The sequence below is a fragment of the Vibrio aerogenes genome, assembly GCF_024346755.1.
Lineage (GTDB): Bacteria > Pseudomonadota > Gammaproteobacteria > Enterobacterales > Vibrionaceae > Vibrio > Vibrio aerogenes.
Genome location: NZ_AP024861.1, coordinates 2,624,882 through 2,650,193 on the forward strand (window position 1 = coordinate 2,624,882; position 25,312 = coordinate 2,650,193).

Here is a 25,312-nt window from a genome sequence, read left to right on the forward strand (position 1 = left end):
AACTTGTTTCAGAACAGCCCGGGGTTATCCGGCCTCAGGCTGCTACAATTGCACCACGACGATGTATCTTCTGAGGAAGATTTTCGCGGATGTAATCAATCGACGTCCGGGGTAAAAATGAGGCAAGACCATCATTATCCCCCTTATCCAATAATTTGCGCACGGTGGAAGCAGAGATCGGCTGGTCGTTGACAGAACGGCGCAAAATTTCAACCACATCAATCTGCGGCGCGCTGATCTCAGTGCAGAATAACCAGTGTTTCATCTGCTGATTGTAATGACGGGTCACCACACATTCAGGTTCCGTACCCACATAGCGATGTGTAATACCCAGTGCAGGTGCGATATATTTCCGGAATATTTGTAAATCGATAGCTGTATAACAAAAATCAATCAAACCCTGAGACTTAATAAAGTAAGTCGGGAATGTTGCTTTTGAAATAATATAATTCGAACCAGGATGAATCGTAATATTTGGAATATGTGCTGTTCCCTGTTTAATCATTTCTAAACGATCTGAATAGGAAAATTCACAATCTTCTTTTACAACGAATAAATGCAACCAGTCACAATCACCTGCAGCCTGTTCAATTAAATATTGATGGCCCAATGTAAATGGATTGGCATTCATCACAATGCTGCCTATTTTATTCCCACTTACTTTTTTCTGATTTAATTTTCGACAGTAATTTTTCAGACTACATTGACTGTTTTCTAATAAAACCAGTTTATCATCAGCTTGCTCAACAGGAAAAAAGCCGGACTGACGAAACAACTTCACATTCTGAGGCTTGGTAAACAGGAACAAATGGTAACGTCCCATCTCATAAGCAAGACTCGTCAGCTCAGTCATTAACGTCAGTGAAAAACCCGTGCCATGCAATTCGGGGGAGATGGCAATGGATTTCAGAATATTACCGGCAATACCACCACAAGCGACAATTTTATCCTTTGAACCAGCAGATTCTCCGGCATATGTAGTGTCTCTGGAATAAGCAACAACAAAAAACTCAACATCCTTGTCGATAAGGAGATCAAAGCCATCCAGAAAGTCGGCTATCTCCGACAACTTATCCTGTTGTCTGTTGTTGACCCTACTAAGAAGTAAGTCAGGCATCAAACTATCTCCGTCTCTCAATGAGTGCATAATGAGTCAAACAAGGATGAAATGTAATGATCAATGTCAACTATTTTTTCTCACTAAAAAACCTTTATGAATTTAATGTTTTTAACTCTGGACAATTAAATTCATTAAGTTCATAAATCTATTTTTATTCCACAAATTTCGATGATCACACTCACAGTAGGGATATTTTTAAAATTATAAATTAGGTCTGGTTACATCAACTTGGAAATAAATACGATGAATCAAAAAACGCTAACGATGAACGAAGGTCAAAATGCCGGTTCTAATAGTCTGTTAAATATTAAAATATTCGGACTTTCATTACCTGTATTTTTCTTCCTGCTTTTAATCACATTTATTGTACATATTACTGACACCCTGCCTAAAAATATTGTCGGTGGTTTTGGTTTTATGTTTGTAATTGGTGCTCTGTTTGGTGAAATAGGAAAACGTTTACCGATATTTAATAAATATATCGGTGGTGCACCTGTGATGATCTTTTTAGTCGCTGCCTGGTTTGTTCACGCAGGCTTATTGACACAACGAGAAATATCTACCGTAAGTTCTGTGATGAAGAAAACAGATTTTCTGGATCTTTTCATTGCGGTTCTGATTACAGGTTCTATACTGGCGGTCAACCGTAAATTACTGCTGAAATCTCTGGTTGGTTATATTCCAACGATTCTGGCCGCTGTTGCAGGTGCGTCAATTCTGGGGATTATCGGCGGCATGATTTTCGGCATTCCGTTGGATCGCATCATGATGCTGTATGTACTGCCTATTATGGGTGGCGGTAACGGTGCCGGTGCAATTCCACTGTCTGAAATCTACGAAGCGGTGACAGGCGGTTCGAAAGAACAGTATTACTCAATTGCTATTGCAATTCTGACCATTGCTAACATTGTCGCGATTGTTGCAGCTGCCGTTCTGAACGGTATCGGCGATAAGATGCCTGCACTGACAGGTAACGGTGAGCTTCTGCGTAAATCATCTTTTGATGTGGAAGAGCATGAAACGCCTAAAATCACGCCTCGTGAAATTGCAATTGGCCTGATGCTGACAGCTTCTGTCTATAGCCTGGCTTACGCACTGTCAAAACACATTCTGCCTGGCTTCGGCAACGTGAAGATTCACACATTCGCTTACATGGTGATTCTGATTGCTATCATCAACGCAAGTGGCATCTGTACTGAAGAAATGAAAGAAGGCGCAAAACGTCTGGCAAACTTCTTCTCTAAACAGATGTTGTGGATGCTGATGGTGGGTGTAGGGATTGCTTATACCGATTTGGGTGAAATCATTAATGCACTGAATTTCACCAACCTGATCATTGCGTCTCTGATTGTTTGTGGTGCAATTTTCGGTGCGGCACTTGGTGGCTGGGTGATGGGCTTCTACCCGATTGAATCTTCAATCACCGCGGGTCTGTGTATGGCAAACCGTGGCGGTTCTGGTGACCTTGAAGTACTGGCTGCTTCAAACCGGATGAGCCTGCTGTCTTATGCACAAATCTCATCCCGTTTGGGTGGCGGTATTGTTTTGGTTATCGCAAGTATCGTATTCGGTATGTTAGGCGGTTAAACCACTTTTATTTGACGGAGAGCAGAACCTCTGGGGGCTGCTCTCTTTTGGCTTTTATCTACGGGAGAATTCAATGAATACCAATTTATTCGCTGAAGGACTGAACCTGCTCGTACTTGGGATGGGGTTTGTTTTTACTTTTCTGGTCTTTCTGGTTTTTGCTATGAGAGGGATGTCTGGCGTGCTGGCCAGGTTTGAGCCTGCTCCGACACCGCCGCCTGCATCTGCTGGCTCCCGGCAAAAAGCACAACCTAAAGCCAACGATGAACAGCTGGTTGCTGTGATTGCTGCTGCGGTCCATCACAAAAAAATGACTTCATAAGAAATTCGAAAAATTTGCTGTAAAAGGAAAAAGAATTCATGTCTGAATCAGTAAAAAAAATTGGCATTACCGACGTCGTATTACGTGATGCACACCAATCTTTATTTGCCACCCGTTTGCGCATCGACGATATGCTGCCAATCGCAGAACAACTGGATAACATCGGTTACTGGTCGCTGGAATGTTGGGGTGGCGCAACATTTGACAGCTGCATCCGCTTTTTGGGTGAAGACCCATGGGAAAGACTGCGTCTGCTGAAACAAGCGATGCCAAAAACACCACTGCAAATGTTATTACGTGGTCAGAACCTGCTGGGTTACCGTCACTATGCTGACGATGTGGTCGATAGTTTTGTAGAGCGTGCCGTCGCAAACGGAATGGATGTATTCCGGGTATTCGATGCGATGAACGACCCCCGCAACATGCAACAGGCAATTGCCGCAGTGAAAAAACAGGGCGCACATGCACAGGGAACCCTGTGTTACACCACCAGCCCGGTACACGACCTGAACACCTGGATTGACGTGGCTCAGCAACTGGCTGAACTGGGCGTTGACTCTATTGCAATAAAAGATATGGCCGGAATCCTGACGCCGTATCAAGCCTCTGAACTGGTTTCTACCCTGAAGAAACAAGTCGATGTTGACCTGCACCTGCACTGCCACTCAACAGCTGGCATGGCAGATATGACAATTCTGAAAGCGATTGAAGCCGGTGTTGACCGGGTCGACACAGCGATTTCTTCCATGAGTGGCACTTACGGTCACCCGGCGACTGAATCGATTGTTGCAACGCTGAAAGAAACACCTTATGACACCGGATTAAATATCACTGCGCTGGAATCAATTGCAGCTTATTTCCGTGAAGTCCGTAAAAAATACGCTGCTTTCGAAGGTCAGCTCAAAGGTTCCGATTCCCGCATTATCGTCGCTCAGGTTCCGGGTGGCATGCTGACCAATATGGAAAGCCAGCTGAAGCAGCAAAATGCAGCCGATAAACTGGACGAAGTTTTACTGGAAATCCCACGGGTGCGTGAAGAACTGGGGAACTTACCTCTGGTCACACCCACCTCACAAATTGTCGGCACTCAGGCCGTTGTGAACGTGCTGATGGGTGAGCGTTACAAGACCATCACCAAAGAAACCGCGGGTGTTCTGAAAGGTGAATACGGCCGCACACCTGCGCCGGTCAATCAGGCATTGCAGGAACGCGTTCTGGAAGGTGCAGAAGCCATTACCTGTCGTCCGGCAGATCTGATTGCGCCGGAAATGGAACAATTAATCACTCAGGTGACTGAAGAAGCGGCTCAGAAGCAGGTCAAACTGGCTAAAGATCAAATTGATGACGTGCTGACCGTTGCCCTGTTCCCACAGGTCGGCTGGAAGTTCCTTGAAAATCGTGGCAACCCGGATGCATTTGAGCCGGTACCGCAAGCTGAATCAGCAAATTCACAGTCAAAAACTAACAAGAAATCAGAGAAAAAACAGATGAATACAGAAAACGCAACTTACACCATCACAGTCAATAACCAGAGCTATGTTGTTCAGGTCAGCGAAGGCGGTGACGTCACACAGGTTGCTCCACAGGCTGCTGCCGGCTCCTCCTCTCTGCCGGCAGCGCCTACCCCTGCGCCAGCTGCAGCTGATGCTGAAACTATGAGTGCGCCACTGGCCGGTAACATCTGGAAAGTCCATGCAAAACCAGGCGAAGCCGTTGAAGAAGGCGATGTGCTTCTGATTCTGGAAGCGATGAAAATGGAAACTGAAATCCGTGCACCACGTGCAGGAACTATTGCAGGTATTGATGTCTCTGAAGGCGATGCGGTTGAAGTTGGCGCACCATTACTTCAACTGGCATAAGGAACACATGGGACATGGATAAAATTACTGCATTAATCAATGACTTTGGCTTGTTCCACCTCCAGTGGGGACAAGCGATTATGCTCATTGTCGGCCTGATTCTGCTGTATCTGGCCATTGTCAAACAATTCGAACCTTTGCTGCTTGTGCCAATTGGTTTTGGTGGTATTCTTGCGAACCTGCCGGATGCAGGACTGGCACTGTCTGCGGTCGAAAGTGCCCTGCATGCTGCAAAACCGGAAGTGATGAGTGCTTTTGCAAATGTGCTGCAAATTGACACCACATCGGCACTGGATATCAAACATGCACTTGCACTGGCGACGCCAACGCAGCTGGCCAATATTCACCTGCTGGCTGAACAGTATCAGTACACTGATGGCATGATGTATCAGTTCTACAGCGTGGTTATTGCATCGGGTGCGGGTCCGCTGGTGATCTTTATGGGTGTTGGCGCAATGACGGACTTCGGACCGTTGCTGGCAAACCCGAAAACCCTGCTGTTGGGTGCAGCGGCTCAGTTTGGTATCTTTGCAACCGTTCTGGGTGCGCTCGGCCTGAGCTCCATGGGTTTGATGGACTTCAGCGTGGCTCAGGCTGCTGCCGTAGGTATCATCGGGGGTGCTGACGGCCCGACTGCAATTTACGTGTCCAGCCTGCTGGCACCTGAATTGCTGGGCGCAATCGCTGTTGCAGCATACTCTTACATGGCGCTGGTTCCGTTGATTCAGCCACCGATTATGCGTGCGTTAACCACTGAAAGTGAACGTCAGATTACCATGCAGCAACTGCGTAAAGTCAGCAAACTGGAAAAGGTCTGCTTCCCGTTGATGCTCTTGCTGTTGATCGCGATGTTACTGCCTTCAGCAACACCATTGCTGGGCATGTTCTGCTTCGGTAACCTGATGCGTGAATGTGGTGTGGTTGAGCGTCTTTCTGACACAGCACAGAATGGATTGATCAACATTGTGACAATTTTCCTCGGCATGTCGGTTGGCTCCAAGCTGGTCGCAGATAAATTCCTGCAACCACAAACCATCGGAATTCTGGCACTGGGCATTGTCGCATTCTGTATCGGTACAGCGGCTGGTGTATTGATGGCCAAACTGATGAACCGCTTCAGTACACAGAAAGTGAATCCGCTGATTGGTTCGGCGGGTGTATCAGCCGTACCCATGGCGGCACGGGTCTCGAATAAGATCGGTCTGGAAGCAAACTCACAAAACTTCCTGCTGATGCATGCGATGGGACCAAATGTTGCCGGTGTTATCGGTTCAGCTGTCGCAGCCGGTGTTATGATTAAATACGTACTCGGCTAATGAAAATGAAGGAAGAAACTGAAAACGGCAAACGGAATAGATCCGGATCAGTGTTCTTCCTTCATATTTTTGATAGTTTTATCAGGCAATGTGTAATATTTAAGAAAACTCAGGGACGTCGTGTTTTATCCAATGTCATTAGTAATCCATCGAATCTGTCATAACCTCTCCTTCCGCCAGCGTGTCTGGGCGTTGCTTTTTATCGTCGTTACTTTTCAACTTCTTCTGATTGCCGGTTTTTTCCACTTTATTCTCTCTGACACACTGAATCATCAGGTCAGCACCCGGGCCGTGATTCAGGCCAGGGAAATTGCCAGTGATCCACAATTGATTGAATCCATCAGCAAACATGATATTCCGTCAATTCAACGGGAAATTAAACGCCTGCAAAAAATCTCTGATGCCAGTTTTATTGTCGTCGGAGACAAAAAAGGCATTCGCCTCGCCCACCCGGATGCATCCAAAATCGGTCTTCCGATGCAGGGCGGTGACAGTGCCAAAGCCCTGAAGCAGGGATTACATTATTATTCGATTCAAAAAGGCAGCCTTGGCTTCTCTATCCGGGGTAAATCGCCGGTCTTTGCCGCTAACGGAGATATTATCGGGGTCATTTCCGTCGGTTATCTGCTGGAAACCGTCAGTAACTGGCTGCTGTTGTATTCTTACCCCTTCTTTTTTGCGCTGCTGATTATTTTTTGTTTTTCATCACTCGGTGCCTGGGTCTTTTCCCGTCATATCAAAAGTCAGATGTATGGGATGGAACCAGAAGAAATCGCCCTGTCACTCCGGGTGCAAAATTCTGTATTTGAAGCGGTGTATGAGGGCATCCTTGCCGTGGATAAGCGTGGACGCATTTTGTCTGCCAACCAGCAGGCACTGAAAATTCTCGGCATTGCCCGTCATGTTGACAACCTGCGGGGTCAGCTGATCAATCAGTACATCACCCCATCCGGTTTTTTTGTCGGCCGTAAGGTGAATGGCGATGCAGACCCGGAAGAGCGGCGTCATGAAGTGATTACCTGTAATGGTGAAACGCTGGTCGCGACCCGTGTGCAAATCTGGGAAAATACCGAACACGCAGGTTGGGTGGTCAGTTTCCGGCGACGTAACGATCTCAATACGCTGACCTCACAACTGGCTCAGGAGCGCTATCAAACCGATAACCTGCGGGTACTGAGTCACGAATATGCCAATAAGCTTTCAACAGTCAGCGGACTGATTCAGATTGGCGCGTACGATCAGGCACTACAAGCCATTCGTAAAGAGACAGAAACACACCAGAAGCTGATCGATTTTATCTCCCGAACATTCAATTCAAGGGTGATCGCCGGTTTATTACTGGGAAAATACAGCCGCGCCAGAGAACTCGGGCTGACACTGGTATTTGACCCTTATTGCTGTTTGCACCAGCCGCCCGTGCAGCTTTCAGAAGATGAACTGGCCGCGATTCTCGGCAACCTGCTTGATAATGCCTATGAAGCGACGCTGAAAAATCCTGACAGTAATAAATCGGTCTCAATTCTCATTTCAGATGATAATCCGGAAGAGCTCGTCGTTGAAGTTGCCGATAATGGTAACGGGATTCCTCCGGAAATAGCGGACTCTCTGTTCCATAAAGGGAGCAGTAGTAAAACACAGCCAGGACATGGTATCGGCCTGTGGCTGGTGCATCAGTTTGTCACCCGTATCGGTGGAGAAATACTCATCGATGAAGCGGAACCGGCCGGCACTATTTTTTCGCTGTTTATTCCGAATAAGAGATTCCAAACAGAAGATTCCGAATAAGAGATTCCAAATAAGTTATTCCAGACAAGGGTTTGAACCATGGAAAATTATGATGTACTGATTGTTGAAGATGAAGCGAATATTGCTGAGTTTCATACAGATTATCTTCAGCAAACACAACGATTCAGGCCAATCGGTATTGCAAGAACACTGGCTGAAACACGGAAGATGATTCAACTGCTGAAGCCCAGACTTATTTTGCTGGACAACTATCTTCCGGATGGTAAAGGCATCGATTTGCTCAAAGAAATGGCTACCAACAAAAATGCACCGGATGTCATTTTTATCACTGCAGCCAATGATATGGAAACCGTACGTGAAGGCATGCGATGCGGTGTTTTCGATTATTTGCTGAAGCCAATTTCCTATGATCGCCTGTCCGACTCTCTGGAACGCTATCTGAAATACACCAGCTCATTGAAAGCGAACGATAGCATCAGTCAGCGGCATGTCGATGAACTGTTTAACTTTCAGTCCAAGTCTGCTCATTTGCAACAACTGCCAAAAGGCATTGATGAACTGACTCTGGATAAGGTCACGTTTGCTTTTAGCACGAAAGAAATTATTTATACCGCAGAAACACTGGGCAAAGAGATCGGCATCAGTAAAACAACCGCCCGCCGCTATCTGGAATTTCTCACCGCGAAAGGCTTTTTACATGCTGTGATTCAGCATGGACGGGTCGGCAGACCTGAACGTGTTTACCAGAAAAAGTAGCCAAAAGTGACGGGAAAAACCGCAACGAATGAATCAGAGAATGACAAGAAATGCGGTTAAACCGCTGTCGTATGCTGCTAAAACAGCTTCAATTTAATTAAAACGGATAAACGTAGTTAAAGCCGGTAATACGTATTTAAAACCGATAAAAAGCAGGAAAGAGATTCGAAAAATTAAATTTGCAAAAAGAAAACAGCGGTCAGGCAGGTTCTGCACTGCTGTCAGATGAAAGTTTGCTGCCAGGAAAAACTGAGAACGCTTCGTCATCCCTCCCGAAAGCGTTCTTTTCCTTCGGACTATAGCGTCAGATTCGCCGGAATCACTTCTGTGCTATCTTCAATTTCCAGTTGACGTTTGAAGTTGTCACTGTGCGCTTTGCACAATGGCACAACAAAAATCTGTGTATTATCCGGGCTGGAAGATTTGTTAATCAGGACGCCATGTTCATGGTTTTCAATACAGTTCACTTCACTACAAAACTTATTCTTGTTGGTACTAAAGTGCATCCAGTATGCAAGCCATTCTCTTTTGGACTTCTCACTGATAAGTTCATCAGAAACGTTATTGACTATCATGATATTACCTGTGTTGTGGAATCATTATCCCCGGACAACAGAAGAGGAATGACTCACATCGTCAGGGGATACAGTGATTAAATACGATTCTGACCCGTTAAATTCCGTCTCAAATCATAAAAAAATATATTTTTTATACCCTATTTGCGGTTAATGGTTTTTATTTGAAAATGAGCCGGAATTTGCACACAAATCACTATAATTCAGCCACTTCTGCTCATAAAACAACCAGACTATACCATACGGGAAACCGTTTAGATGAATATTCACCCATTTGTATGTCAGGAATTTCACATCAACATCGACTAGATTTACAGATATATCCAAACAATCTGGTTGAAATGGCATGACCCGGATTGTCAGGATACATACCGGTGAAGACATAACCCTGCTTATCTCAGGGTGCATTGATGTATGAACCCCGGACGTTGCAATAAATAGCTGACGTTGCAATAAACAGCTGACAATGCAACAGCCAGGCTGGTGTAATGGCTGAGACTTCAGATATACCGGGGAAAATGCTGCGGACAACACATGCCCGATAACTCAGGCACAAGTCAGGTTATGAAAACGGTTCATCTCCCCCTGTCAGACAGTCAACTCAGATAGGTGACACTATGTTAAAGGATATGAGACTTGGATTAAAAATCGGCGCAGGATTCGGCATTATCCTGATTCTTCTGTCAATCACACTGGGTGCAGGTATTTACGCACTCAGATACACAAACGACGGCATTGCCCAATACCGGGAACTTGCCAAAGAAACCATTCTGGCCAGCAGATTACAGGCAAATATGCTGATGGTCAGGATGAATGTGAAAGACTACATCAACAACAAAAATCCACAAAACCTGACGGATTATAATCAATATTTATCCTCGATGATGGATGAACTGAATCAGTCAAGACAGCAGATCTCCCATCCGGAACGGGCATCGCTGGCGAACCAGATTAATACTGAAGTAACCAACTATCGCAGTGCTTTCGATCAGGTCATCCGGCTGATGGAAAAAAGAGAAACCGTCGGTGAACAACAGCTGACACCCAACGGGCAAAAAATGGATGAAACCATCTCTAAAATCATCAGCAGGGCCCGTGAAGATAATCAGCAGACTCTGATTTATTATGCCAGTCAGGTTCAGGAAAAGATGCTCACAGGTCGTTTATTCGTCCTCAAGTTTCTTCAGTCAAACAGCAGTAAAGATTTTAATATTGCCCTCAAGAATATGGGGCAATCCCTGATGAGTGATATCGAGCTGATGGACCGCTATATCCAAACGGACCAGTCCCGGCGTCTGTTCTCTGTGTTTAAAACTGCACATACAGATTATCTCCGGGATATGCAAAATATCTATCAGATTATCGGACAGAGAAACGACATTATTCATGGCACACTGAACAAAATCGGCCCGGTCATTGCCGCTGATGCTGAGAAAATCAAGTCATCTGTCATGAGCGAGCAGGAAATACTGGGGCCCGCACTAAAAAATAACACCACTAAAAGTATCAGAATCACCGTGCTTTTATCCGTGATTGCCGTTGTACTTGGCGTGGCCGCAGCTTACCTGCTGACAGTGACCATAACCAAACCGATTCACCGGGCCGTGGATGCAGCCAATCAGCTGGCGCAAGGCGACTTAACGATTCAGATTGGTCAAACCAGCCGTGATGAAACCGGCCTGTTACTGAATGCCGTGCAGAATACCGCCAACCATCTGAAGCAGATGATGTCGACGATATCCGGAGCCAGTGCAGAGCTGGCCTCCGCATCAGAAGAGCTGGCCGCCGTGACCGAACAGACGTCTAAAGGCATCGTCCAGCAGGAATCAGAAACTGAGATGGTTGCAACAGCCATGAATGAAATGACAGCCACCGTCCATGATGTTGCGGATAATGCAGCCAAAGCGGCCGATGCGGCCAGAGACGCAGATCAGGAGGCAAAATCCGGTGCCAGCGTGGTTGGCAGAACAATCGAATCAATTAATGCGCTTTCTGAAAACGTGAATCATTCTTCTCAGAAACTTCATGAAGTCGAGCAGGAAGTGCTGAATATCAGCAAAATTCTCGATGTGATTCGTGAAATAGCCGATCAAACCAACCTGCTGGCTCTGAATGCTGCCATTGAAGCTGCCCGTGCCGGTGAACAGGGCCGGGGCTTTGCCGTCGTAGCCGATGAAGTCCGGAGTCTGGCCTCGCGCACGCAGGACTCAACCTGTGAAATACAAAATATTATTGAAGAACTGCAATCCGGCACCAAGGGGACGGTTGAAGCGATGAGTCAGGGAAAAGAACAAGCGAAACTCTGTGTGGAACAAGCCGCGGAAACCACAGAATCTCTTCATACCATCATTCATGCTATCAGTGTGATTAATGACATGAACATTCAGATTGCCAGTGCCGCAGAAGAGCAGAGTTCGGTCGCTGAAAGCATCAATGAGAATGTCGTCAATGTAAAACAAATTGCCGAAGAGAACGCCGTTGCGTCCAATCAGACGCAAAGCTCAAGCAATGAAATTGCCCGTCTCGCCGACCAGCTCCATCAGCTCGTCGCTCAGTTTAAGGTCGCCTGATTCACCTCATCTTTTCAGGATGAATGGCACGCCTCATCACAGAACAGAAAAAAGGCATCCACCAGCGCAGATGCCTTTTTCTTGCTTAAGTTCTTGTTTGCGAATGTACCAATTCCACTCATTGTCTGATGTTCAGGTAAGGAATGGGGTTGGTATGACACATTTTTATCTTAAGTGCCCCGGATTAATAGAGATCTAAACCCGGTGTATGTTTTTCAATCCAGCCGGTTGAATCAAAGTAACCGACATTTGAGTAAACACCATAAGCGTTTGGCTGTGCACAACCAATCCCCCAGCTGACCACACCAAACTGTTTGTAAACACCATCGACTTTACGAACCAGCGGACCGCCGCTGTCACCCTGACAGGAGTCTTTGCCACCCTGTTTCAGGCCTGCACAGATGTTGTCATATGAGACATTATCGTATTCATCGCCCGGGCTTTGACAGGTCCCCATTTCAACAAACGGCACAGTCACCTGATAAAGCGCATCAGGGAATGAGCTCCCGCTGGTTGACTGGTTTCCCCACCCCATCACGATCATATTATCACCCGCGGACAATGCTGCAGCTTCAGAAGCCGAAGCCAGTTTCACCGGTGTGGCATCCACATCTTTTTTCAGCTTCAGGATGGCCATATCATTACGCATTGTACTTGAATTGTAGCCACTGTGGACTGCGATAGACTTCACGCCAACCCGCACCCCTTCACTACTTTCCTTACTCAGATGGTTCAGCCCAATCACAACTTCAATTCTGCTGGCCGTTGTATCAACCACACAGTGTGCGGCGGTTAAGACATACCCGCCACCAAGATAACTTGCACCACAGAACTGGCCGTAATAAGCACTGCTGCCTTTAGATACAACAGCAGTCATGAAAGGCCACTGGCCCTGTGGCGATTTAGTTCCGTTAATAATTTTAGAGACATCTGACGAAGCTGCGCTGGCAAGCGGATATGCGGCAATCGCGGATAACGCAAGACAGGCAGAAATTTTTTTTATATTCAGTTGCATTTGAACGTCCTTTGTTTGGAATCGATAATCAATGAACAAGTGCATTTTATTTCATATGCACTATCTATAATTATCATCAAGTTCAAGATGTGTAAAATATTAATTAAACATTTTTTAAATGGATTTTCTGAATGATGAATATTAAAAAGAGGATTATGGTAAAAAAAAACAATACAAAAACAGATTTAGTTAAATATAAAACAAATTAACACATGTAAACAAAATGTAAATAAATGTCAATAAAAATCATCGAAATTCATCGTATGAATGATTTTGCCCAACAGATCTGAACAAAATTTGTACTGAAAAAGTCAGCTCAATGCACTCATACCCATCTGGAAATTCACTGATCATCTGGATGTGTCTGGTGGAGCAAACAGATAAGGGATGGATGGCTCGAGCGGTTTGAGGAACCAGATATATTCAGATCAGAAGTTGATTCAGGAAGAACTTGTGGCAGCCAAGAGAGAAAGTTAAGGGGTAAACCGAAGATCATAGTTTTGCGCACTTCGGAACCGGTTTACCCCTTGGGGGTCAAAAACGCTGAATCAGCGTTCATTCCTGGGACAAATTTATCAGAAAACCTATGCATGAAACAACGTTTTTTTATGAATTTAACAAAGTAAACAGAAACGGCGTTTTATTTTTATATATAAAACAAAATAATATGATGTTAAATACATTAATAACAACTTTATTCATATCTCAATGGGACAAAAATAATACACGCTTGAGACGAAATAGTTGTTCCTGAATATGGCTACTTTTAGGCAGATATCACAGTCACAGGATAAATGTGAACATAAATCATTTTGCCACAACACATGATAGTGCAGAAATCATGAATTAATTTCATGATCAAGATGAAATTAATCTTATTATCAGATCTCCGGACATCCCATAAGATAACCGCTTAATATTATATGTGTTCATAAGAGGTTTTCCATGGCAACTCATGCTCCATTTCATGCTGATATTGTTGGCAGCTATCTTCGTCCCGCTTTTCTTCATCAGGCCCGCCGTGAATTTGCATCAGGAAAACTGACCCAGGCAGAGTTAACCGAAATTGAAAATCAGGCGATTACTCAACTGGTCAGACAGCAAAAAGCAGCCGGACTCAAAGTCATCACCGATGGTGAATTCCGCCGCGGCTTCTGGCATCTCGATTTTCTGGAAAACCTCAATGGTGTGGAAGGTTATGTGCCGGAAACCGGCTACAATCAACACTTTCACGGCAAAGCAGCACCGGCATACAATATCCGGGTGATCGACCATATTTCCTTTGACAGCACTCATCCATTCATTGAGCACTTTGTTTTTCTGAAAAATCTGGCTGAAACCGGGGATGGCTGTGTTGCCAAAGCCACGATTCCCAGCCCGACGATGATCCTGCGTCAGGAAATCCTGGCAGATAACGGGAGTTCCGGATTAGCCACCATTTATCCTTCTCCGGATGACTTTTACCGCGACCTGTCGCGGACCTACCGTGATGCGATTCAGGCCTTTTATGCAGCGGGGTGTCGCTATCTTCAGTTTGATGATACGAACTGGGCGTTTTTAATTGATTCAGGGAAAAGAGAGCAACTCAGAGAGAGGGGCATTGATCCGGATGAAATTGCTGCAATCTGTACCCGGATTCTCAACGCATCGCTGGAAGGAAAACCGGAGGATATGGTGATCACAACACATATCTGTCGCGGTAATCATGCGTCTTCATGGTTATTCTCGGGTGGTTACGAGCCGGTGGCTGAAGCACTGTTCGCAACCCGCTTTGATGGTTTTTTCCTTGAATACGATAATGACCGGGCCGGAGATTTTTCCCCGCTGCGTCACTGGCAAAACAATGGCAATCCTCAAAGTAAAATTGTACTTGGCCTGATTACCTCCAAATTCCCTGAGCCGGAAGCGCCGGAGGCGATCAAAGCACGGATTCAGGAAGCAACTGAATATGTGCCGCTGGAGCTGCTGTGTCTCAGCCCGCAGTGCGGATTTGCTTCCACGGAAGAAGGCAATAAACTGACTGAAGCAGAACAGTGGCAAAAAATCCGCTTAGTCTGTGACGTAGCAACGCAGGTATGGGGGCGTGATTAGTAGGGCGCGTGATTGTTAGGGCGAGTGATTGATATAACGCCCCATTCAACCGCTTAAGTCAGTGGCAAATTTAGGTCAGTAGCAGATTTTTTGCCCGGATTTCTGATTGTGGCCGGTAACCGAGCCGGTCATAGAAAGATTTAGCCGACGCATTGAAGCTCATCACTTCAAGGCGGATCTGAAAAGCATTGTGTGATTGTGCCCACTGTTCACAGTCAAGGATCAGCGCCCGGCCAATCCCCATCTGGCGACATGCTTCATCGACCACAATGGTCCCTATCCGGCAAAGAGGTGAACGGGTGATAAAAGGAATGGTTTCATTGACGTCGATTCTTGCCGTAATCAACCCGGCTATTTTTTCTTTCCCCTGTTCCTGAATCACAGCAACACGAAATAGCCGGCCTTCCTCTTCCAACGCTTTAAGCCAGAATGCTTTATGGTCACCTGAAGGTGCCGTAAAGACCAAAGGCTCATGTTCATGGTGCAATTGTCCGATTTGATTGAGCAACCGGATTAAACTATCAATATCCTCTTGAGTCGCTGGTCTGATTTTCATATTTTCTCCCTGACAGCCATTCCCGGTTGAGAGTCAGTGACTGATATCTCATTAACATCTGAATTTCAGAACACCATAAACAACCGGGAACGACCTGTCTATCACAACATCAGCCTGTTACTGCGTTTGTATGTGACAACATTGGCCTGTGATAACAGCGACAAACGCAGGTGAAACAGCGGCAGTGCGTTGCACAATTCAATCAGTTTGCTGACTGAGCCGCTGCGAAATGCTCACCGACGGCTTTCCAGTCGACCACATGCCACCAGGCTTCAATATAGTCCGGACGACGATTCTGGTAACTGATATAGTAGGCATGTTCCCAGACATCCAAAGCCAGAATGGGCTGGCCCTGCACCGCAGCAACATCCATCAGCGGGTTATCCTGATTGCTGGTGGATGTGATTTGCAACCCGCCATCTTTCACCACCAGCCAGACGAACCCTGAGCCAAAAGTGTTCACTGCCGCCTGAGAAAATTCCTCTTTAAACGCTTCCAGGCTGCCAAATGTGGCATCGATGGCTTCGGCAAGCGCACCATCCGGCTCAGCCTGTGCATCTTTCGCCATACAATTCCAGTACAGGATATGATTGTAATAGCCACCACCATTGTTTCTGATCGCAGATGACAGTGTTGAAATGCTGGCAAAGATGGCTTCAAGTGATTCATCTTCAAGCTTACTGCCGGCAATTGCCGCACAGAATTTGTCGTAATAAGTCCGGTGGTGCTTGCTGTAATGCACCTCCATCGTTTTGGCGTCGATATAGGGCTCTAATGCATCATAGGCATAAGGTAATTCAGGGAATTGATGGGACATGACTTTTCTCCTCGTTATTAAATTTATAATGCGAATCATTATCATTTTTATTTAATAACCATTGGCAGGTCAACCTTTTTCTTACCTGTCCCCGGCCCTCTCAGACAATATCAATTTAAATAATTTGGTTGTGCATGTCCCGATAACCTACCGTTACTGATTTTCAACGTAGAATAACTATGTTTTCCCTCTTTCGTTATAAAGAAGGAGTGCCTTGTTTCAAGCCCGAACAAATCTCACTGAACAGAGCATCTTCAGGTTGCTTGGGTATAGCGTGTCTGTGTTCGGTATCTGTCTGAGTGAACTGCAATCAGGAACAAGTATTTAAAGTGACCACAAAACACACATGTTGAGGTATAATCCTGCTTTCTATACAAAAGATTAAAAATCATGTTTTTGTATCCCCGAAATGCCATCCTGTTCATTGCGTGTGTGCTGATTATCAGCGCCTGTGCCGTCTCAGGCATTGAGCGCGGCAACTTCGGCCACTTTAAGCGTTCTCTCAATACCACAGACTATGGTTATCAGGTAATCCCCGATCCAACGGGCCTCGCCCCGGTCAGCCAGGCAGAAAAATTTGAGGTCCGGCCCGGTGATTGTGGTGAAAGCACACACTGGAGCGACTGTGCAAATGACCGGGAACGGAGTGAATTATCTGAATATGGCAAAGACAATTACCCCGGCGATGAATACTGGTATGGCTGGTCTGTGTATCTTCCGGCGGATTATCCGAATGTCTTCCCGACTAAAACTGCACTGGGGCAATTCCACCAGAAAAACTCGCATCCGGTCTGGATGTTTCATCACGTCAAAGCCGGTTTGGTGCTTGACGATCATGTTTTTGGCAGAAGCCGTCACGACTATCCGCTGATCTCCGAAGCTGCACTGAGGGGAAAATGGCACCGGATTGAAGTGCATGCCAAATGGAGCAAAGACCCCGGCGGCTTTTTTCAGGTATGGGTGAACGGGCAACAGAAAGTGAATTACCACGGGCAAACGATGGACGCACAGCAGGTCTATTTTAAATATGGGATTTACCGTGCTTTTGTCTCCCGCTATCAGCGCCAGTACAATGAAAACGAAGTTCCCCCGCAAACGGTTTACTATGCCAATGTAAAGCGGGGACTAACCCGGGAAGATTTACAGCCGGAGCAGCCCTGAATGGAAAAAATATTGATCAGTGCATGTTTGTATGGTGAAGCAGTCCGGTATGACGGGCACCATAACCAGCTCACCCATCCGGTTCTGAAACAGTGGCAGGCACAAAACCGGCTGATCGTTTTCTGTCCCGAAGTCAGTGCCGGTTTACCCACACCGCGCGCCCCTGCTGAAATTCAGCCGGAGGGTCGCATCACAGACAGTACCGGAGCTGATGTAACAGCCGCTTTTGAGACAGGCTCGGCTCAGGCGCTGGCATTATGTCAACACCATCAGATTCAGCTGGCGTTACTGAAAGAAGGCAGCCCATCCTGCGGTAGTCAGCTGATTTATAATGGCCGGTTTGAAGGGAAGAAGATTCCCGGACAAGGCCAGACAACCGCAGTCTTGCGGGCACATGGCATCCGGGTTTTCAGTGAAAACCAGATAGATCAACTCGTCGCCCACATCGTTGCGACACAATAAAGGTTCAATATGTCAGAACAAGTTGTCGGGATTCTTTTCCCTATGTTTGCCATTGCACTGGTGGGCTATATTGTTGGCCGCTGGATTAAAACCGATTTTCGTCCGGTGAACCGCCTGAATATGGATGTGTTTGCGCCGGCACTGGTTTTTTCATCTCTGGCAACCATGCCGCTGGGAACCGCACAATTACCCTTGCTGGGCGCTGCGGCGATCGCCGTCCTGCTGCCCGGTTTACTGATGCTGCCGGTTTGTTACCTGTTCAGGCTCAATTATCAGACCTGGGCGCCTTCCACCATGTTCCGTAACAGTGGTAATCTCGCCATTCCGCTGTTCACGTATACCTTTGGCCAGACAGCGATGGCTCCCGCCGTGTTGCTGTTTGTATTCTCATCCTGCGCACAGGTCAGTATTGGTCTGGCGATGCTCAGTAAAGGCAATCCGCTCAAGGTGATGCTGCGAATGCCGGTCTTTTTGGCCAGCGTGCTGGCACTGATGATGAATCTGTGTCATCTCCCGGTCTGGAAGCCACTGCTGGATGCCACCAGTCTGCTCGGTCAACCGGCTGTACCGGTGATGTTACTGTCGCTGGGCGCCCAAATGTGTCACATCCGGCTGGACGGGCTGAAAACCGGTGTTTTATGCACCTTGCTTTCTCTGCTCACCGGTGCGATTTGCTTTACCGTGATCCATCTGTTCATCCCACTGCCCGCAATGCAGCTACAAATGATGGTGCTGTTTACTATGTTGCCCCCGGCGGTGATGAATTATCTGTTTGCCGAGCGGTTTAATACAGAGCCACAGAAAGTCGCATCCATGGTCTTGTTCAGCAACTTTTTCACGGTATTTACCCTGCCGTTGTTGCTGACTTTTGCATTATCGGTGATATCTTAATTCAGCTCGCCGGACGGGTCAGATGCCCAAAGCCATTCTCTGCTAAACAAGATTCCATGATTGAAATGACTTTTCGGCTGGTTCCGGCAGGAATGACATCTGACAGAGATTTCTGATTAAGAATCAATTCGGAAACATGTGCAATCTCGTATTCAAATCCACCGCCTTTCACCGTTGAGTTGATGGTATGGTTTTCGCCCTGATAAAAAATATCGATGGCTGCCGGATTCCACCACTTTTCATGGATGATGATCTCAAGGTCCGGTCCTCTGATCACCGCTTCACGTACCAAATGACGCGTCACAGAAGCGCGGATGGTACCGGAAATCTCTCCCTCAAAAACAAATTCAACATTTTCATCCACTTCAGATTCAGCATGATCGTTAACACAGGTGACCAAGGGCCTGGGGACCATACTTTTCGTGAGCTGACATAAGTCAACATACAACCATAAACCGTAGACTCCGACATCTAAAGTCGCACCACCACATAAATCAGGGTTAAAGATTTGCTGGCTGGGGTCAAACTCATGCCAGTTACCAAAAGCCGCTTCCACTGAGTCAATTTTCACATTGCTGTCTTGAATAAACCGTCTTAATGCCTGATAAGCCGGAAAAGCGACTGACTTCATGGCCTCGGCCAAAAGTAACCCTTGCGCTTCAGCCAGCAAGGACATGGCATCCCAGTCTTTGGTGTTGGTAAAAGCAGGCTTTTCAACCAAAACATGTTTACCGTGTTGTAAAAACAGTTCCACCATGCTTTTGTGAAAAGGGTGGATGGTTGCAATATAGACCGCGTCAACATTGGGATCTTGTGCCATTGCCAGATATGAACCATAACTTCGACAGCAGTATGTGTCAGCAAACAGATCAGCCCGTGCCTGATCTCTTGCAGCGACTGCGTATAACACCCCATTGTCAACCTGCGTCGTTAGATCCTTTACAAACCGATGGGCAATTTTCCCCAACCCAGCGATTCCCCAGCATACTTTCCGATGATTCATATGGATACCTGATGAATTTAAAAAACAGTACTATCATAAACCTTTCACTCAGAAAATCAGTGAAGTGACAATTGTCGTGAATGTTAAATCAATCTGGAAAATTAACTGATGTCTGGTGAAGCAAACATACAAGGACATTGATACCTGTGTTTTGAAGCTTTTTTGAATCTGAAAAATATAGCCTCAGTTAACGCTTCTCCAACTGAATTTTGAGTATATTTGCATCCGTTGCGAGTGTGGCTTTACAACCAAACTGAGTAAACAGATAAAGTGCAATATCTGTTTCATTCTTTCCCTTCAATTCATCAGGGATTCTGTAAGGCCACACCCGGCCAAGGACATGTGTTAACATCATTGAATGGATATTTTGCGCATGCAACTCGCCTGACCCCGGATTGGCAGTAACAATGCGGTCAAAGATTAACTCATTGCCCATGTTTTGATAATGGACTTTATATACCAGCTCAGATGTCCAGCTTCTGACAAAATAAAACCACGCCCCATAAGCATAGATATCCCACTTCACATCCATGGAATCTGACTTAAAAACAACGCCTTCCAGCGTAGCACCATTATGCGGATAGTGAATATCGCAGGGGAACGCTGTCGCTTCATCAATTTCGCTGTCCGTATACTTTTCTCCATTATCACTGCGGCTTTGGGTAAAGTTTTCAGAAATCCACTTCTCCTTTGTCGTAGCCATCATATTTAGCGTAATCGTTCGAATATCCAATATACGTTCGTTGAAGGGGTTCCCGACTCCAGCCTCATACCATTGTGGTTCATTCAAACCTTCAGCACTGACCTGTTCTGCTTCATCTTTTTCAGCAGGCTTGTTTTGGTTTTTCTTCTTAAAAATGCCAAACATGTTATTGCTCTCTACATACTTTAAAAATTGAGGCGATCTGAAATACGCTGTCTTCTGAGAGTTGCTCAACAATACTCTCAGATTAGGTATATTTTTTACTCAAAAGGAAAATAACGCCTCAGTTACCGGTAAAAAAGAGCCACTTTCGCAAAAGTGACTCCGGTCAGACTTAATTTTGAACAAAGGTTTTATTTTGCAGTATCAACTTTCATCGTAGTTACTTTACTAATAGAAGCATGAATAGTAATCAACTTATTCAGGTAAAGTAACACATCACGAACCTCCTGATTGTTTTGGTTCATCTCACCGAGATGCTCCTCAAGCTGAATCAGATATTCGCGGGATTGTTGTGAAAGATTTGGATCGTAAACGATTGTTGCAGGCATAAGTGCCTCCGTGTGAAAGTAAAAAGAAAATCCACCACCCAGAGGTCTCAGGAATGGGTGGTGAACCGGACAAGGTTGAGACTACCGCACACACGGACACGGCCTGACCGAAGTCAGCCTTATCCAGCTCACCATGAACTGATGCAGTTTCGTTTATAAATTCAACAAAATCACAAAATTCAGGTGCGAAGGAGCGCCATATAAAAAAACCAGCAAAAGCTGGCATCTATATGCCGTGTGTCATGAACGGGGTCTCAAACCCGTCACCGGATTTTACCGGTGAGCGGGTAGCATAATGTTGGCGTAAGTTGGTGTCAATTGTTGGTAGCCACCGGCTTCTTCGTCCTGAAGAGCAACAGATGGATCAGGACAAACGTAATAGCTCAGACCTGGTTACCTGAAATGTAAACAACGCCACTTGTCAAATCAAGGCTATACTTCAGGTGATTAACTACCTGCCTGAAATCTTACTGAAACCGGCATTCGGTGATAGAATAGACGCTTTGAGTCCGGGCCAGATAATCTCAGGGAGCTGTGAAAATGAGCCGCTTTATAAAAATATTCTTGATTGTGTTGTTTGCTGTTTCCGGGATTTCATCGGTCGTGGTGATGGCAAAACTGATGCTGAATGTTGCGGATCCCCGTGAAAAAATTGAGCACCAACAGCAAATGAAACAAGCACAGGCGGTTCGTCAAGAGATATCCCCGGAGACGATTCAGCCCGATAAGGCTCAACCATCTGAGCCCTCAGCAGAAAATTGATTTCGTATAAGTATAATTCGTATAAGTATAAATAGCCGGGCGCAGAGGTTACGCCCGGAATATCAGCGGAACTGCCCGCTGTTTAACGGTGTTCCTTCTAAGGTGCCGGGTTAAAGACATCCGGGATACAATTTTCACGGACGATCCGGGCCGGATTTCCCATGACCGTTGAATACGGAGGAACATCATCAAGCACCAGAGAACCACCGGCAATACGACTGCCTTTACCAATGGAAACCCCGCCAACGATGACAGAATTCGGCCCAATCCACACCTCATCTTCGATGGTAGGATAAGTCGATGTTCGTTCATTATCCGGTGATATTTTATCCCGGCGGCCCAGCGTCACCCCCTGCATGATTGTGACATTCTTACCAATCTTTGCGCCTTCATTGATCACCATCCCCCAGCCATGTGTGATGGCAAAACCGGCCCCAACATCGGTTTTCCAGTGGCAATCAACCCCGGCCAGACCCGTCGATATTTTGTGCATCACCTTAAACAGTGGCAACAACAATCTGACCGGCGTGCGGCTCCCGGCTACCATCTGACAAAGTCTCATCGTCACAACGACCCTGAAAGTTCTGCTCAGGATAGATCTTTTCACTAACCCCAAAAAACTGAAACAACCGAGCTGACGATATGTATCACCTTTCAGTGCCTTCCAATGCTGATATTTTGTTGCCATATATATCCTATAATCAATGAGTTATGTGTATAACATCATCGCTGCTCAGATAAATTCAAGCCATGTCACGCGCACAGAATGACTGGTGAATTTCAACTGTCATTGCTGCTGATGATGTTGAATCACTCATTATAATGCATAAGCATCCTGTAGACCAAAGCCTGTTCACCTGTCAACTCAAAACTGTAACGGCAGACAAAAAATCCGGAGTTCTGGCTTAAGGAACAGAAATAAAAAATACCAAACCTGACCTGAATCAATGAAACCCGACTCCCGGATTGCCCGGCTTACCAGATGATGTAAATATGACATCATCTTGTATCTGTACCGGGATTCACTTTTCATGTCTCAGGCAATTGACCACCTGCTGCTCGAAATATCACTGATGCTCAGCCAGGCGCTGACCAGCGATATCCACCACCAAAAGCTGATTGAATCTATCCAGCGTGTTTTTCCGTGTGATGCCTGCGCGCTGTTTATCTTCAATGAAAAACAAGCACTGGTGCCGGTTGCGGTCAGCGGACTGTCCCCACAGCTCACCAGCCGCCGCTTTAACGTGGCCGAACATCCCCGTTTGCAAGCGATTCTCGCCAGCCGCCAGTGTGTGCGGTTTGCAGCCGACTGCGAACTGCCGGACCCGTTTGATGGCTTATTGCTCAGCGCTGGTCAGCAGGATCATGTTCACTCCTGCATGGGATGCAGCCTGTATGTGGAGCAAACCCTGGTCGGTGCGCTGACGCTGGATGCCAGTGAACCCGGCCGGTTTGATGGCATCAGCGATGTGACTGTTGAAACCGTTGCCGCGCTCGCCGCAGCAACACTGCGTAACCGCCAGCAATGGGAACAGCTGCAACAGGCCAACTCACATCAGCGCAAACTGACAAAAATGCTGCTCAAAGAAGCACAGGCTCAAACGCCGCGGATGACTGGACAAAGTCCGGCTATCTGTGAACTCAAAGCCAATATCGATCTGGTGGCGATGAGCGATCTCACGGTATTGATCAGCGGTGAAACCGGCACCGGGAAAGAACTGGTCGCCAACCGGATTCATGAAAAATCACAGCGTAATGATCACCCGATGATTCGCGTCAACTGTGCTGCCCTGCCGGAACATCTGGCAGAGAGTGAACTGTTCGGCCATGTGAAAGGGGCATTTACCGGGGCAACATCAGAACGCAGCGGTAAATTTGAGCTGGCCGATCAGGGCACGCTGTTTTTAGATGAAATCGGCGAGCTGCCGCTCAGTTTACAAGCCAAACTCCTGCGCGTGATTCAGCAGGGAGAATTACAACGCGTTGGCAGCGATCGCAGTAAAATTGTCAATGTCCGCCTGATTGCAGCAACCAACCGAAACCTGCAACAAGCCGTGGAAACCGGTCAGTTCCGGGCCGACTTATTCCACCGGCTGAACATATTCCCGCTGCATGTTCCGCCCCTGCGGGACAGAAAAGGCGATACAGAACTGCTATGTCATCACTTTCTTACTCTCCTGAGTCAGCAGTTTCACAGCCCGGCCCTGCAGTTATCGGCAGAAGCACTGGCGGTACTGAACCAATACCACTGGCCGGGGAATATCCGCCAGCTGGAACATACTTTAACCCGCGCAGCTCTCAAAACTGTCGGCCGGAGCCAAAGTATGATTACGCTGTCTGAGCTGGATGAAAGCCTGCATGTGCAGATTGAAAATCACACGGATGATTCACCGTCGTTAAATGATGCGATGAACCGTTATCAGAAACAGCTGATTCAGCAGGCACTGGCGGAAAATCAGGGCGTTTGGGCACAAGCGGCCCGCAGTCTCAAGGTCGACCGGGGCAATCTGTACCGTCTGGGGAAAAAGCTGGGACTGACCTGAGCAGGTCAACCGGAATTCAAAACTGCAACGGCAGACAAAAATCCAGTTCAAACAGTTCATCTGCGGCCAGAAAATGGTTTTGCAGATAATGCACATAAGCCGGGGTTGCGGCCATTTTCAGCCCGGATGCCGGCAGCCACTGTTCCAGAATCAAACTGATTTGTGGCAGTAATTCTCCGTACCGGCCATGCAAACGAAACACCGCATGGGGGCCACCGGGAATGGTCAGCTGGTTCACGACACTCCGGCACTGTACCGGCCGGTCGATTTCAATACAGGCCACGTAGCGGCATTTCTCCAGTGCCACCCAGGCCGGGTTGGAATGGTGCAGGCCATACTGCACCGAAAAACTCCGCTGCTCAGCATTCGCCCATGTTTTGAGCAGCAGCCAGGCATTTTTTATTGAACGGTCATATCCGGTATGGCGAACATAAGCCACCTGCCTCGGCTGAAGATCAAGCACTTTGGGAGACGGAATGCCCCGTTTTGCCACACGGGTATAACCCTCCGCAATTTCGGCATTCTTCAGATAAGGCCTCTGATTGTGCTGAATATCATGTTTGCGCCACGCTCCCGGCGACATACCAAAAGTCGCCTTAAATGCACGGCTGAACGAAGACAGAGAGTTAAATCCACACTGGTGCCCAATGTCCAGCACCGGGGACGTGATATCAAACATCAGCTGGTTAGCGGCATATTCCATCCGTGTACGGCGAATATACTGATGGACGGACTCCCCCACCGTCTGTTTAAAAATCCGGTGAAAATGCTGCTCAGAATAAGCGGCTATTTCAGCCAGTTTTGCTGCGGGCAGCTCACGGCTGATATCCTGATGGATATAAAAGATCACATCGTTAATCCGTGAAGTATGCTGTGAGTTCATGAGCGAAAAAGCATAAATGGACA

The 25,312-nt window shown here is 46.7% G+C and carries 23 protein-coding genes; 13 read left to right on the top strand and 10 right to left on the bottom strand.

The window, feature by feature from the left end; all coding sequences use genetic code 11:
• Positions 1-34: 34 nt before the first annotated feature.
• On the bottom strand, positions 35-1,117 hold the full coding sequence (gene citC, locus OCV29_RS11650; protein WP_073604610.1) for a [citrate (pro-3S)-lyase] ligase: 1,083 nt from the start codon (positions 1,115-1,117) through the stop codon (positions 35-37).
• A 246-nt stretch (positions 1,118-1,363) separates the two neighbouring features.
• On the opposite strand from citC, the gene citS reads away from it, so the two are divergent.
• The 6 genes from citS (at position 1,364) to OCV29_RS11680 (ending at position 8,706) form a co-directional block, all read left to right on the top strand.
• Positions 1,364-2,707 (top strand): citrate/sodium symporter CitS, encoded by a 1,344-nt coding sequence (gene citS / locus OCV29_RS11655; RefSeq protein ID WP_073604611.1) that lies wholly within the window; start codon positions 1,364-1,366, stop codon positions 2,705-2,707.
• A 73-nt stretch (positions 2,708-2,780) separates the two neighbouring features.
• A complete protein-coding gene (locus OCV29_RS11660) occupies positions 2,781-3,029 on the top strand; it encodes an OadG family protein (protein ID WP_073604612.1) in 249 nt (82 codons plus the stop codon).
• A gap of 38 nt (positions 3,030-3,067) precedes the next feature.
• Positions 3,068-4,888: a sodium-extruding oxaloacetate decarboxylase subunit alpha gene (gene oadA / locus OCV29_RS11665; RefSeq protein WP_073604613.1), complete on the top strand. Its 1,821-nt coding sequence runs from the start codon at positions 3,068-3,070 to the stop codon at positions 4,886-4,888.
• A gap of 14 nt (positions 4,889-4,902) precedes the next feature.
• On the top strand, positions 4,903-6,204 hold the full coding sequence (locus tag OCV29_RS11670) for a sodium ion-translocating decarboxylase subunit beta (protein ID WP_073604614.1): 1,302 nt from the start codon (positions 4,903-4,905) through the stop codon (positions 6,202-6,204).
• A gap of 132 nt (positions 6,205-6,336) precedes the next feature.
• Positions 6,337-7,989 carry an ATP-binding protein gene (locus tag OCV29_RS11675; RefSeq protein WP_073604615.1) on the top strand — a complete coding sequence of 551 codons (1,653 nt, stop codon included), beginning with the start codon at positions 6,337-6,339 and terminating at the stop codon, positions 7,987-7,989.
• Positions 7,990-8,028: 39 nt separating this feature from the next.
• A complete protein-coding gene (locus tag OCV29_RS11680) occupies positions 8,029-8,706 on the top strand; it encodes a response regulator (RefSeq protein WP_073604616.1) in 678 nt (225 codons plus the stop codon).
• Positions 8,707-9,002: 296 nt separating this feature from the next.
• Here OCV29_RS11680 and OCV29_RS11685 read toward each other — a convergent pair whose 3' ends face one another.
• On the bottom strand, positions 9,003-9,281 hold the full coding sequence (locus OCV29_RS11685; protein ID WP_073604617.1) for a hypothetical protein: 279 nt from the start codon (positions 9,279-9,281) through the stop codon (positions 9,003-9,005).
• A gap of 617 nt (positions 9,282-9,898) precedes the next feature.
• On the opposite strand from OCV29_RS11685, the gene OCV29_RS11690 reads away from it, so the two are divergent.
• Positions 9,899-11,851, top strand: coding sequence for a HAMP domain-containing methyl-accepting chemotaxis protein (locus tag OCV29_RS11690; protein WP_073604619.1), 1,953 nt, complete (start codon positions 9,899-9,901; stop codon positions 11,849-11,851).
• Positions 11,852-12,035: 184 nt separating this feature from the next.
• Here the strand turns inward: OCV29_RS11690 and OCV29_RS11695 are convergent, their stop codons facing one another.
• Positions 12,036-12,866, bottom strand: a complete 831-nt coding sequence (locus tag OCV29_RS11695; protein WP_073604620.1) for a S1 family peptidase — start codon at positions 12,864-12,866, stop codon at positions 12,036-12,038.
• A gap of 945 nt (positions 12,867-13,811) precedes the next feature.
• Between OCV29_RS11695 and OCV29_RS11700 the strand changes: the two genes are divergently transcribed.
• Positions 13,812-14,957: a 5-methyltetrahydropteroyltriglutamate--homocysteine S-methyltransferase gene (locus OCV29_RS11700; protein WP_261887325.1), complete on the top strand. Its 1,146-nt coding sequence runs from the start codon at positions 13,812-13,814 to the stop codon at positions 14,955-14,957.
• 70 nt (positions 14,958-15,027) lie between these two features.
• Here OCV29_RS11700 and OCV29_RS11705 read toward each other — a convergent pair whose 3' ends face one another.
• Together OCV29_RS11705 and OCV29_RS11710 are read right to left on the bottom strand one after the other, a co-directional pair.
• The gene (locus OCV29_RS11705; RefSeq protein WP_073606014.1) at positions 15,028-15,513 is read right to left on the bottom strand and encodes a GNAT family N-acetyltransferase; all 486 of its coding nucleotides are present in this window, start codon (positions 15,511-15,513) and stop codon (positions 15,028-15,030) included.
• A 202-nt stretch (positions 15,514-15,715) separates the two neighbouring features.
• Positions 15,716-16,330, bottom strand: a complete 615-nt coding sequence (locus OCV29_RS11710; RefSeq protein ID WP_073606015.1) for a superoxide dismutase — start codon at positions 16,328-16,330, stop codon at positions 15,716-15,718.
• Positions 16,331-16,720: 390 nt separating this feature from the next.
• Between OCV29_RS11710 and OCV29_RS11715 the strand changes: the two genes are divergently transcribed.
• The 3 genes from OCV29_RS11715 to OCV29_RS11725 are packed head-to-tail and all read left to right on the top strand — an operon-like array spanning position 16,721 to position 18,844.
• Positions 16,721-17,491, top strand: a complete 771-nt coding sequence (locus OCV29_RS11715) for a polysaccharide lyase (RefSeq protein WP_073606016.1) — start codon at positions 16,721-16,723, stop codon at positions 17,489-17,491.
• Positions 17,492-17,953 carry a DUF523 domain-containing protein gene (locus tag OCV29_RS11720; RefSeq protein WP_073606017.1) on the top strand — a complete coding sequence of 154 codons (462 nt, stop codon included), beginning with the start codon at positions 17,492-17,494 and terminating at the stop codon, positions 17,951-17,953.
• Between the two features lie 9 nt (positions 17,954-17,962).
• On the top strand, positions 17,963-18,844 hold the full coding sequence (locus OCV29_RS11725) for an AEC family transporter (protein WP_073606018.1): 882 nt from the start codon (positions 17,963-17,965) through the stop codon (positions 18,842-18,844).
• Between the two features lies 1 nt (position 18,845).
• Here the strand turns inward: OCV29_RS11725 and OCV29_RS11730 are convergent, their stop codons facing one another.
• From OCV29_RS11730 to OCV29_RS11740, 3 genes are all read right to left on the bottom strand, one after another.
• Positions 18,846-19,847, bottom strand: coding sequence for a Gfo/Idh/MocA family protein (locus OCV29_RS11730; protein ID WP_073606019.1), 1,002 nt, complete (start codon positions 19,845-19,847; stop codon positions 18,846-18,848).
• Positions 19,848-20,034: 187 nt separating this feature from the next.
• Positions 20,035-20,715 carry a hypothetical protein gene (locus OCV29_RS11735; RefSeq protein ID WP_073606020.1) on the bottom strand — a complete coding sequence of 227 codons (681 nt, stop codon included), beginning with the start codon at positions 20,713-20,715 and terminating at the stop codon, positions 20,035-20,037.
• A gap of 188 nt (positions 20,716-20,903) precedes the next feature.
• Complete coding sequence (locus OCV29_RS11740) at positions 20,904-21,101, bottom strand: hypothetical protein (protein WP_073606021.1); 198 nt, start codon at positions 21,099-21,101, stop codon at positions 20,904-20,906.
• A gap of 540 nt (positions 21,102-21,641) precedes the next feature.
• Between OCV29_RS11740 and OCV29_RS11745 the strand changes: the two genes are divergently transcribed.
• Positions 21,642-21,863: a hypothetical protein gene (locus OCV29_RS11745; RefSeq protein WP_073606022.1), complete on the top strand. Its 222-nt coding sequence runs from the start codon at positions 21,642-21,644 to the stop codon at positions 21,861-21,863.
• Between the two features lie 97 nt (positions 21,864-21,960).
• Here OCV29_RS11745 and OCV29_RS11750 read toward each other — a convergent pair whose 3' ends face one another.
• Positions 21,961-22,551 carry a serine O-acetyltransferase gene (locus OCV29_RS11750; RefSeq protein WP_073606023.1) on the bottom strand — a complete coding sequence of 197 codons (591 nt, stop codon included), beginning with the start codon at positions 22,549-22,551 and terminating at the stop codon, positions 21,961-21,963.
• Between the two features lie 343 nt (positions 22,552-22,894).
• Here OCV29_RS11750 and norR point away from each other — a divergent pair, with 343 nt between their 5' ends.
• The gene (gene norR, locus OCV29_RS11755; RefSeq protein WP_073606024.1) at positions 22,895-24,406 is read left to right on the top strand and encodes a nitric oxide reductase transcriptional regulator NorR; all 1,512 of its coding nucleotides are present in this window, start codon (positions 22,895-22,897) and stop codon (positions 24,404-24,406) included.
• Positions 24,407-24,422: 16 nt separating this feature from the next.
• Here the strand turns inward: norR and OCV29_RS11760 are convergent, their stop codons facing one another.
• A complete protein-coding gene (locus tag OCV29_RS11760; protein WP_073606044.1) occupies positions 24,423-25,289 on the bottom strand; it encodes an AraC family transcriptional regulator in 867 nt (288 codons plus the stop codon).
• Positions 25,290-25,312 lie beyond the last annotated feature (23 nt).

Coding starts and splice junctions, on each gene's coding strand:
- citC (WP_073604610.1), bottom strand. CDS start 1,117: ATGCCTGACTTACTTCTTAGTAGGGTCAACAACAGACAACAGGATAAG.
- citS (WP_073604611.1), top strand. CDS start 1,364: ATGAATCAAAAAACGCTAACGATGAACGAAGGTCAAAATGCCGGTTCT.
- OCV29_RS11660 (WP_073604612.1), top strand. CDS start 2,781: ATGAATACCAATTTATTCGCTGAAGGACTGAACCTGCTCGTACTTGGG.
- oadA (WP_073604613.1), top strand. CDS start 3,068: ATGTCTGAATCAGTAAAAAAAATTGGCATTACCGACGTCGTATTACGT.
- OCV29_RS11670 (WP_073604614.1), top strand. CDS start 4,903: ATGGATAAAATTACTGCATTAATCAATGACTTTGGCTTGTTCCACCTC.
- OCV29_RS11675 (WP_073604615.1), top strand. CDS start 6,337: ATGTCATTAGTAATCCATCGAATCTGTCATAACCTCTCCTTCCGCCAG.
- OCV29_RS11680 (WP_073604616.1), top strand. CDS start 8,029: ATGGAAAATTATGATGTACTGATTGTTGAAGATGAAGCGAATATTGCT.
- OCV29_RS11685 (WP_073604617.1), bottom strand. CDS start 9,281: ATGATAGTCAATAACGTTTCTGATGAACTTATCAGTGAGAAGTCCAAA.
- OCV29_RS11690 (WP_073604619.1), top strand. CDS start 9,899: ATGTTAAAGGATATGAGACTTGGATTAAAAATCGGCGCAGGATTCGGC.
- OCV29_RS11695 (WP_073604620.1), bottom strand. CDS start 12,866: ATGCAACTGAATATAAAAAAAATTTCTGCCTGTCTTGCGTTATCCGCG.
- OCV29_RS11700 (WP_261887325.1), top strand. CDS start 13,812: ATGGCAACTCATGCTCCATTTCATGCTGATATTGTTGGCAGCTATCTT.
- OCV29_RS11705 (WP_073606014.1), bottom strand. CDS start 15,513: ATGAAAATCAGACCAGCGACTCAAGAGGATATTGATAGTTTAATCCGG.
- OCV29_RS11710 (WP_073606015.1), bottom strand. CDS start 16,330: ATGTCCCATCAATTCCCTGAATTACCTTATGCCTATGATGCATTAGAG.
- OCV29_RS11715 (WP_073606016.1), top strand. CDS start 16,721: ATGTTTTTGTATCCCCGAAATGCCATCCTGTTCATTGCGTGTGTGCTG.
- OCV29_RS11720 (WP_073606017.1), top strand. CDS start 17,492: ATGGAAAAAATATTGATCAGTGCATGTTTGTATGGTGAAGCAGTCCGG.
- OCV29_RS11725 (WP_073606018.1), top strand. CDS start 17,963: ATGTCAGAACAAGTTGTCGGGATTCTTTTCCCTATGTTTGCCATTGCA.
- OCV29_RS11730 (WP_073606019.1), bottom strand. CDS start 19,847: ATGAATCATCGGAAAGTATGCTGGGGAATCGCTGGGTTGGGGAAAATT.
- OCV29_RS11735 (WP_073606020.1), bottom strand. CDS start 20,715: ATGTTTGGCATTTTTAAGAAGAAAAACCAAAACAAGCCTGCTGAAAAA.
- OCV29_RS11740 (WP_073606021.1), bottom strand. CDS start 21,101: ATGCCTGCAACAATCGTTTACGATCCAAATCTTTCACAACAATCCCGC.
- OCV29_RS11745 (WP_073606022.1), top strand. CDS start 21,642: ATGAGCCGCTTTATAAAAATATTCTTGATTGTGTTGTTTGCTGTTTCC.
- OCV29_RS11750 (WP_073606023.1), bottom strand. CDS start 22,551: ATGGCAACAAAATATCAGCATTGGAAGGCACTGAAAGGTGATACATAT.
- norR (WP_073606024.1), top strand. CDS start 22,895: ATGTCTCAGGCAATTGACCACCTGCTGCTCGAAATATCACTGATGCTC.
- OCV29_RS11760 (WP_073606044.1), bottom strand. CDS start 25,289: ATGAACTCACAGCATACTTCACGGATTAACGATGTGATCTTTTATATC.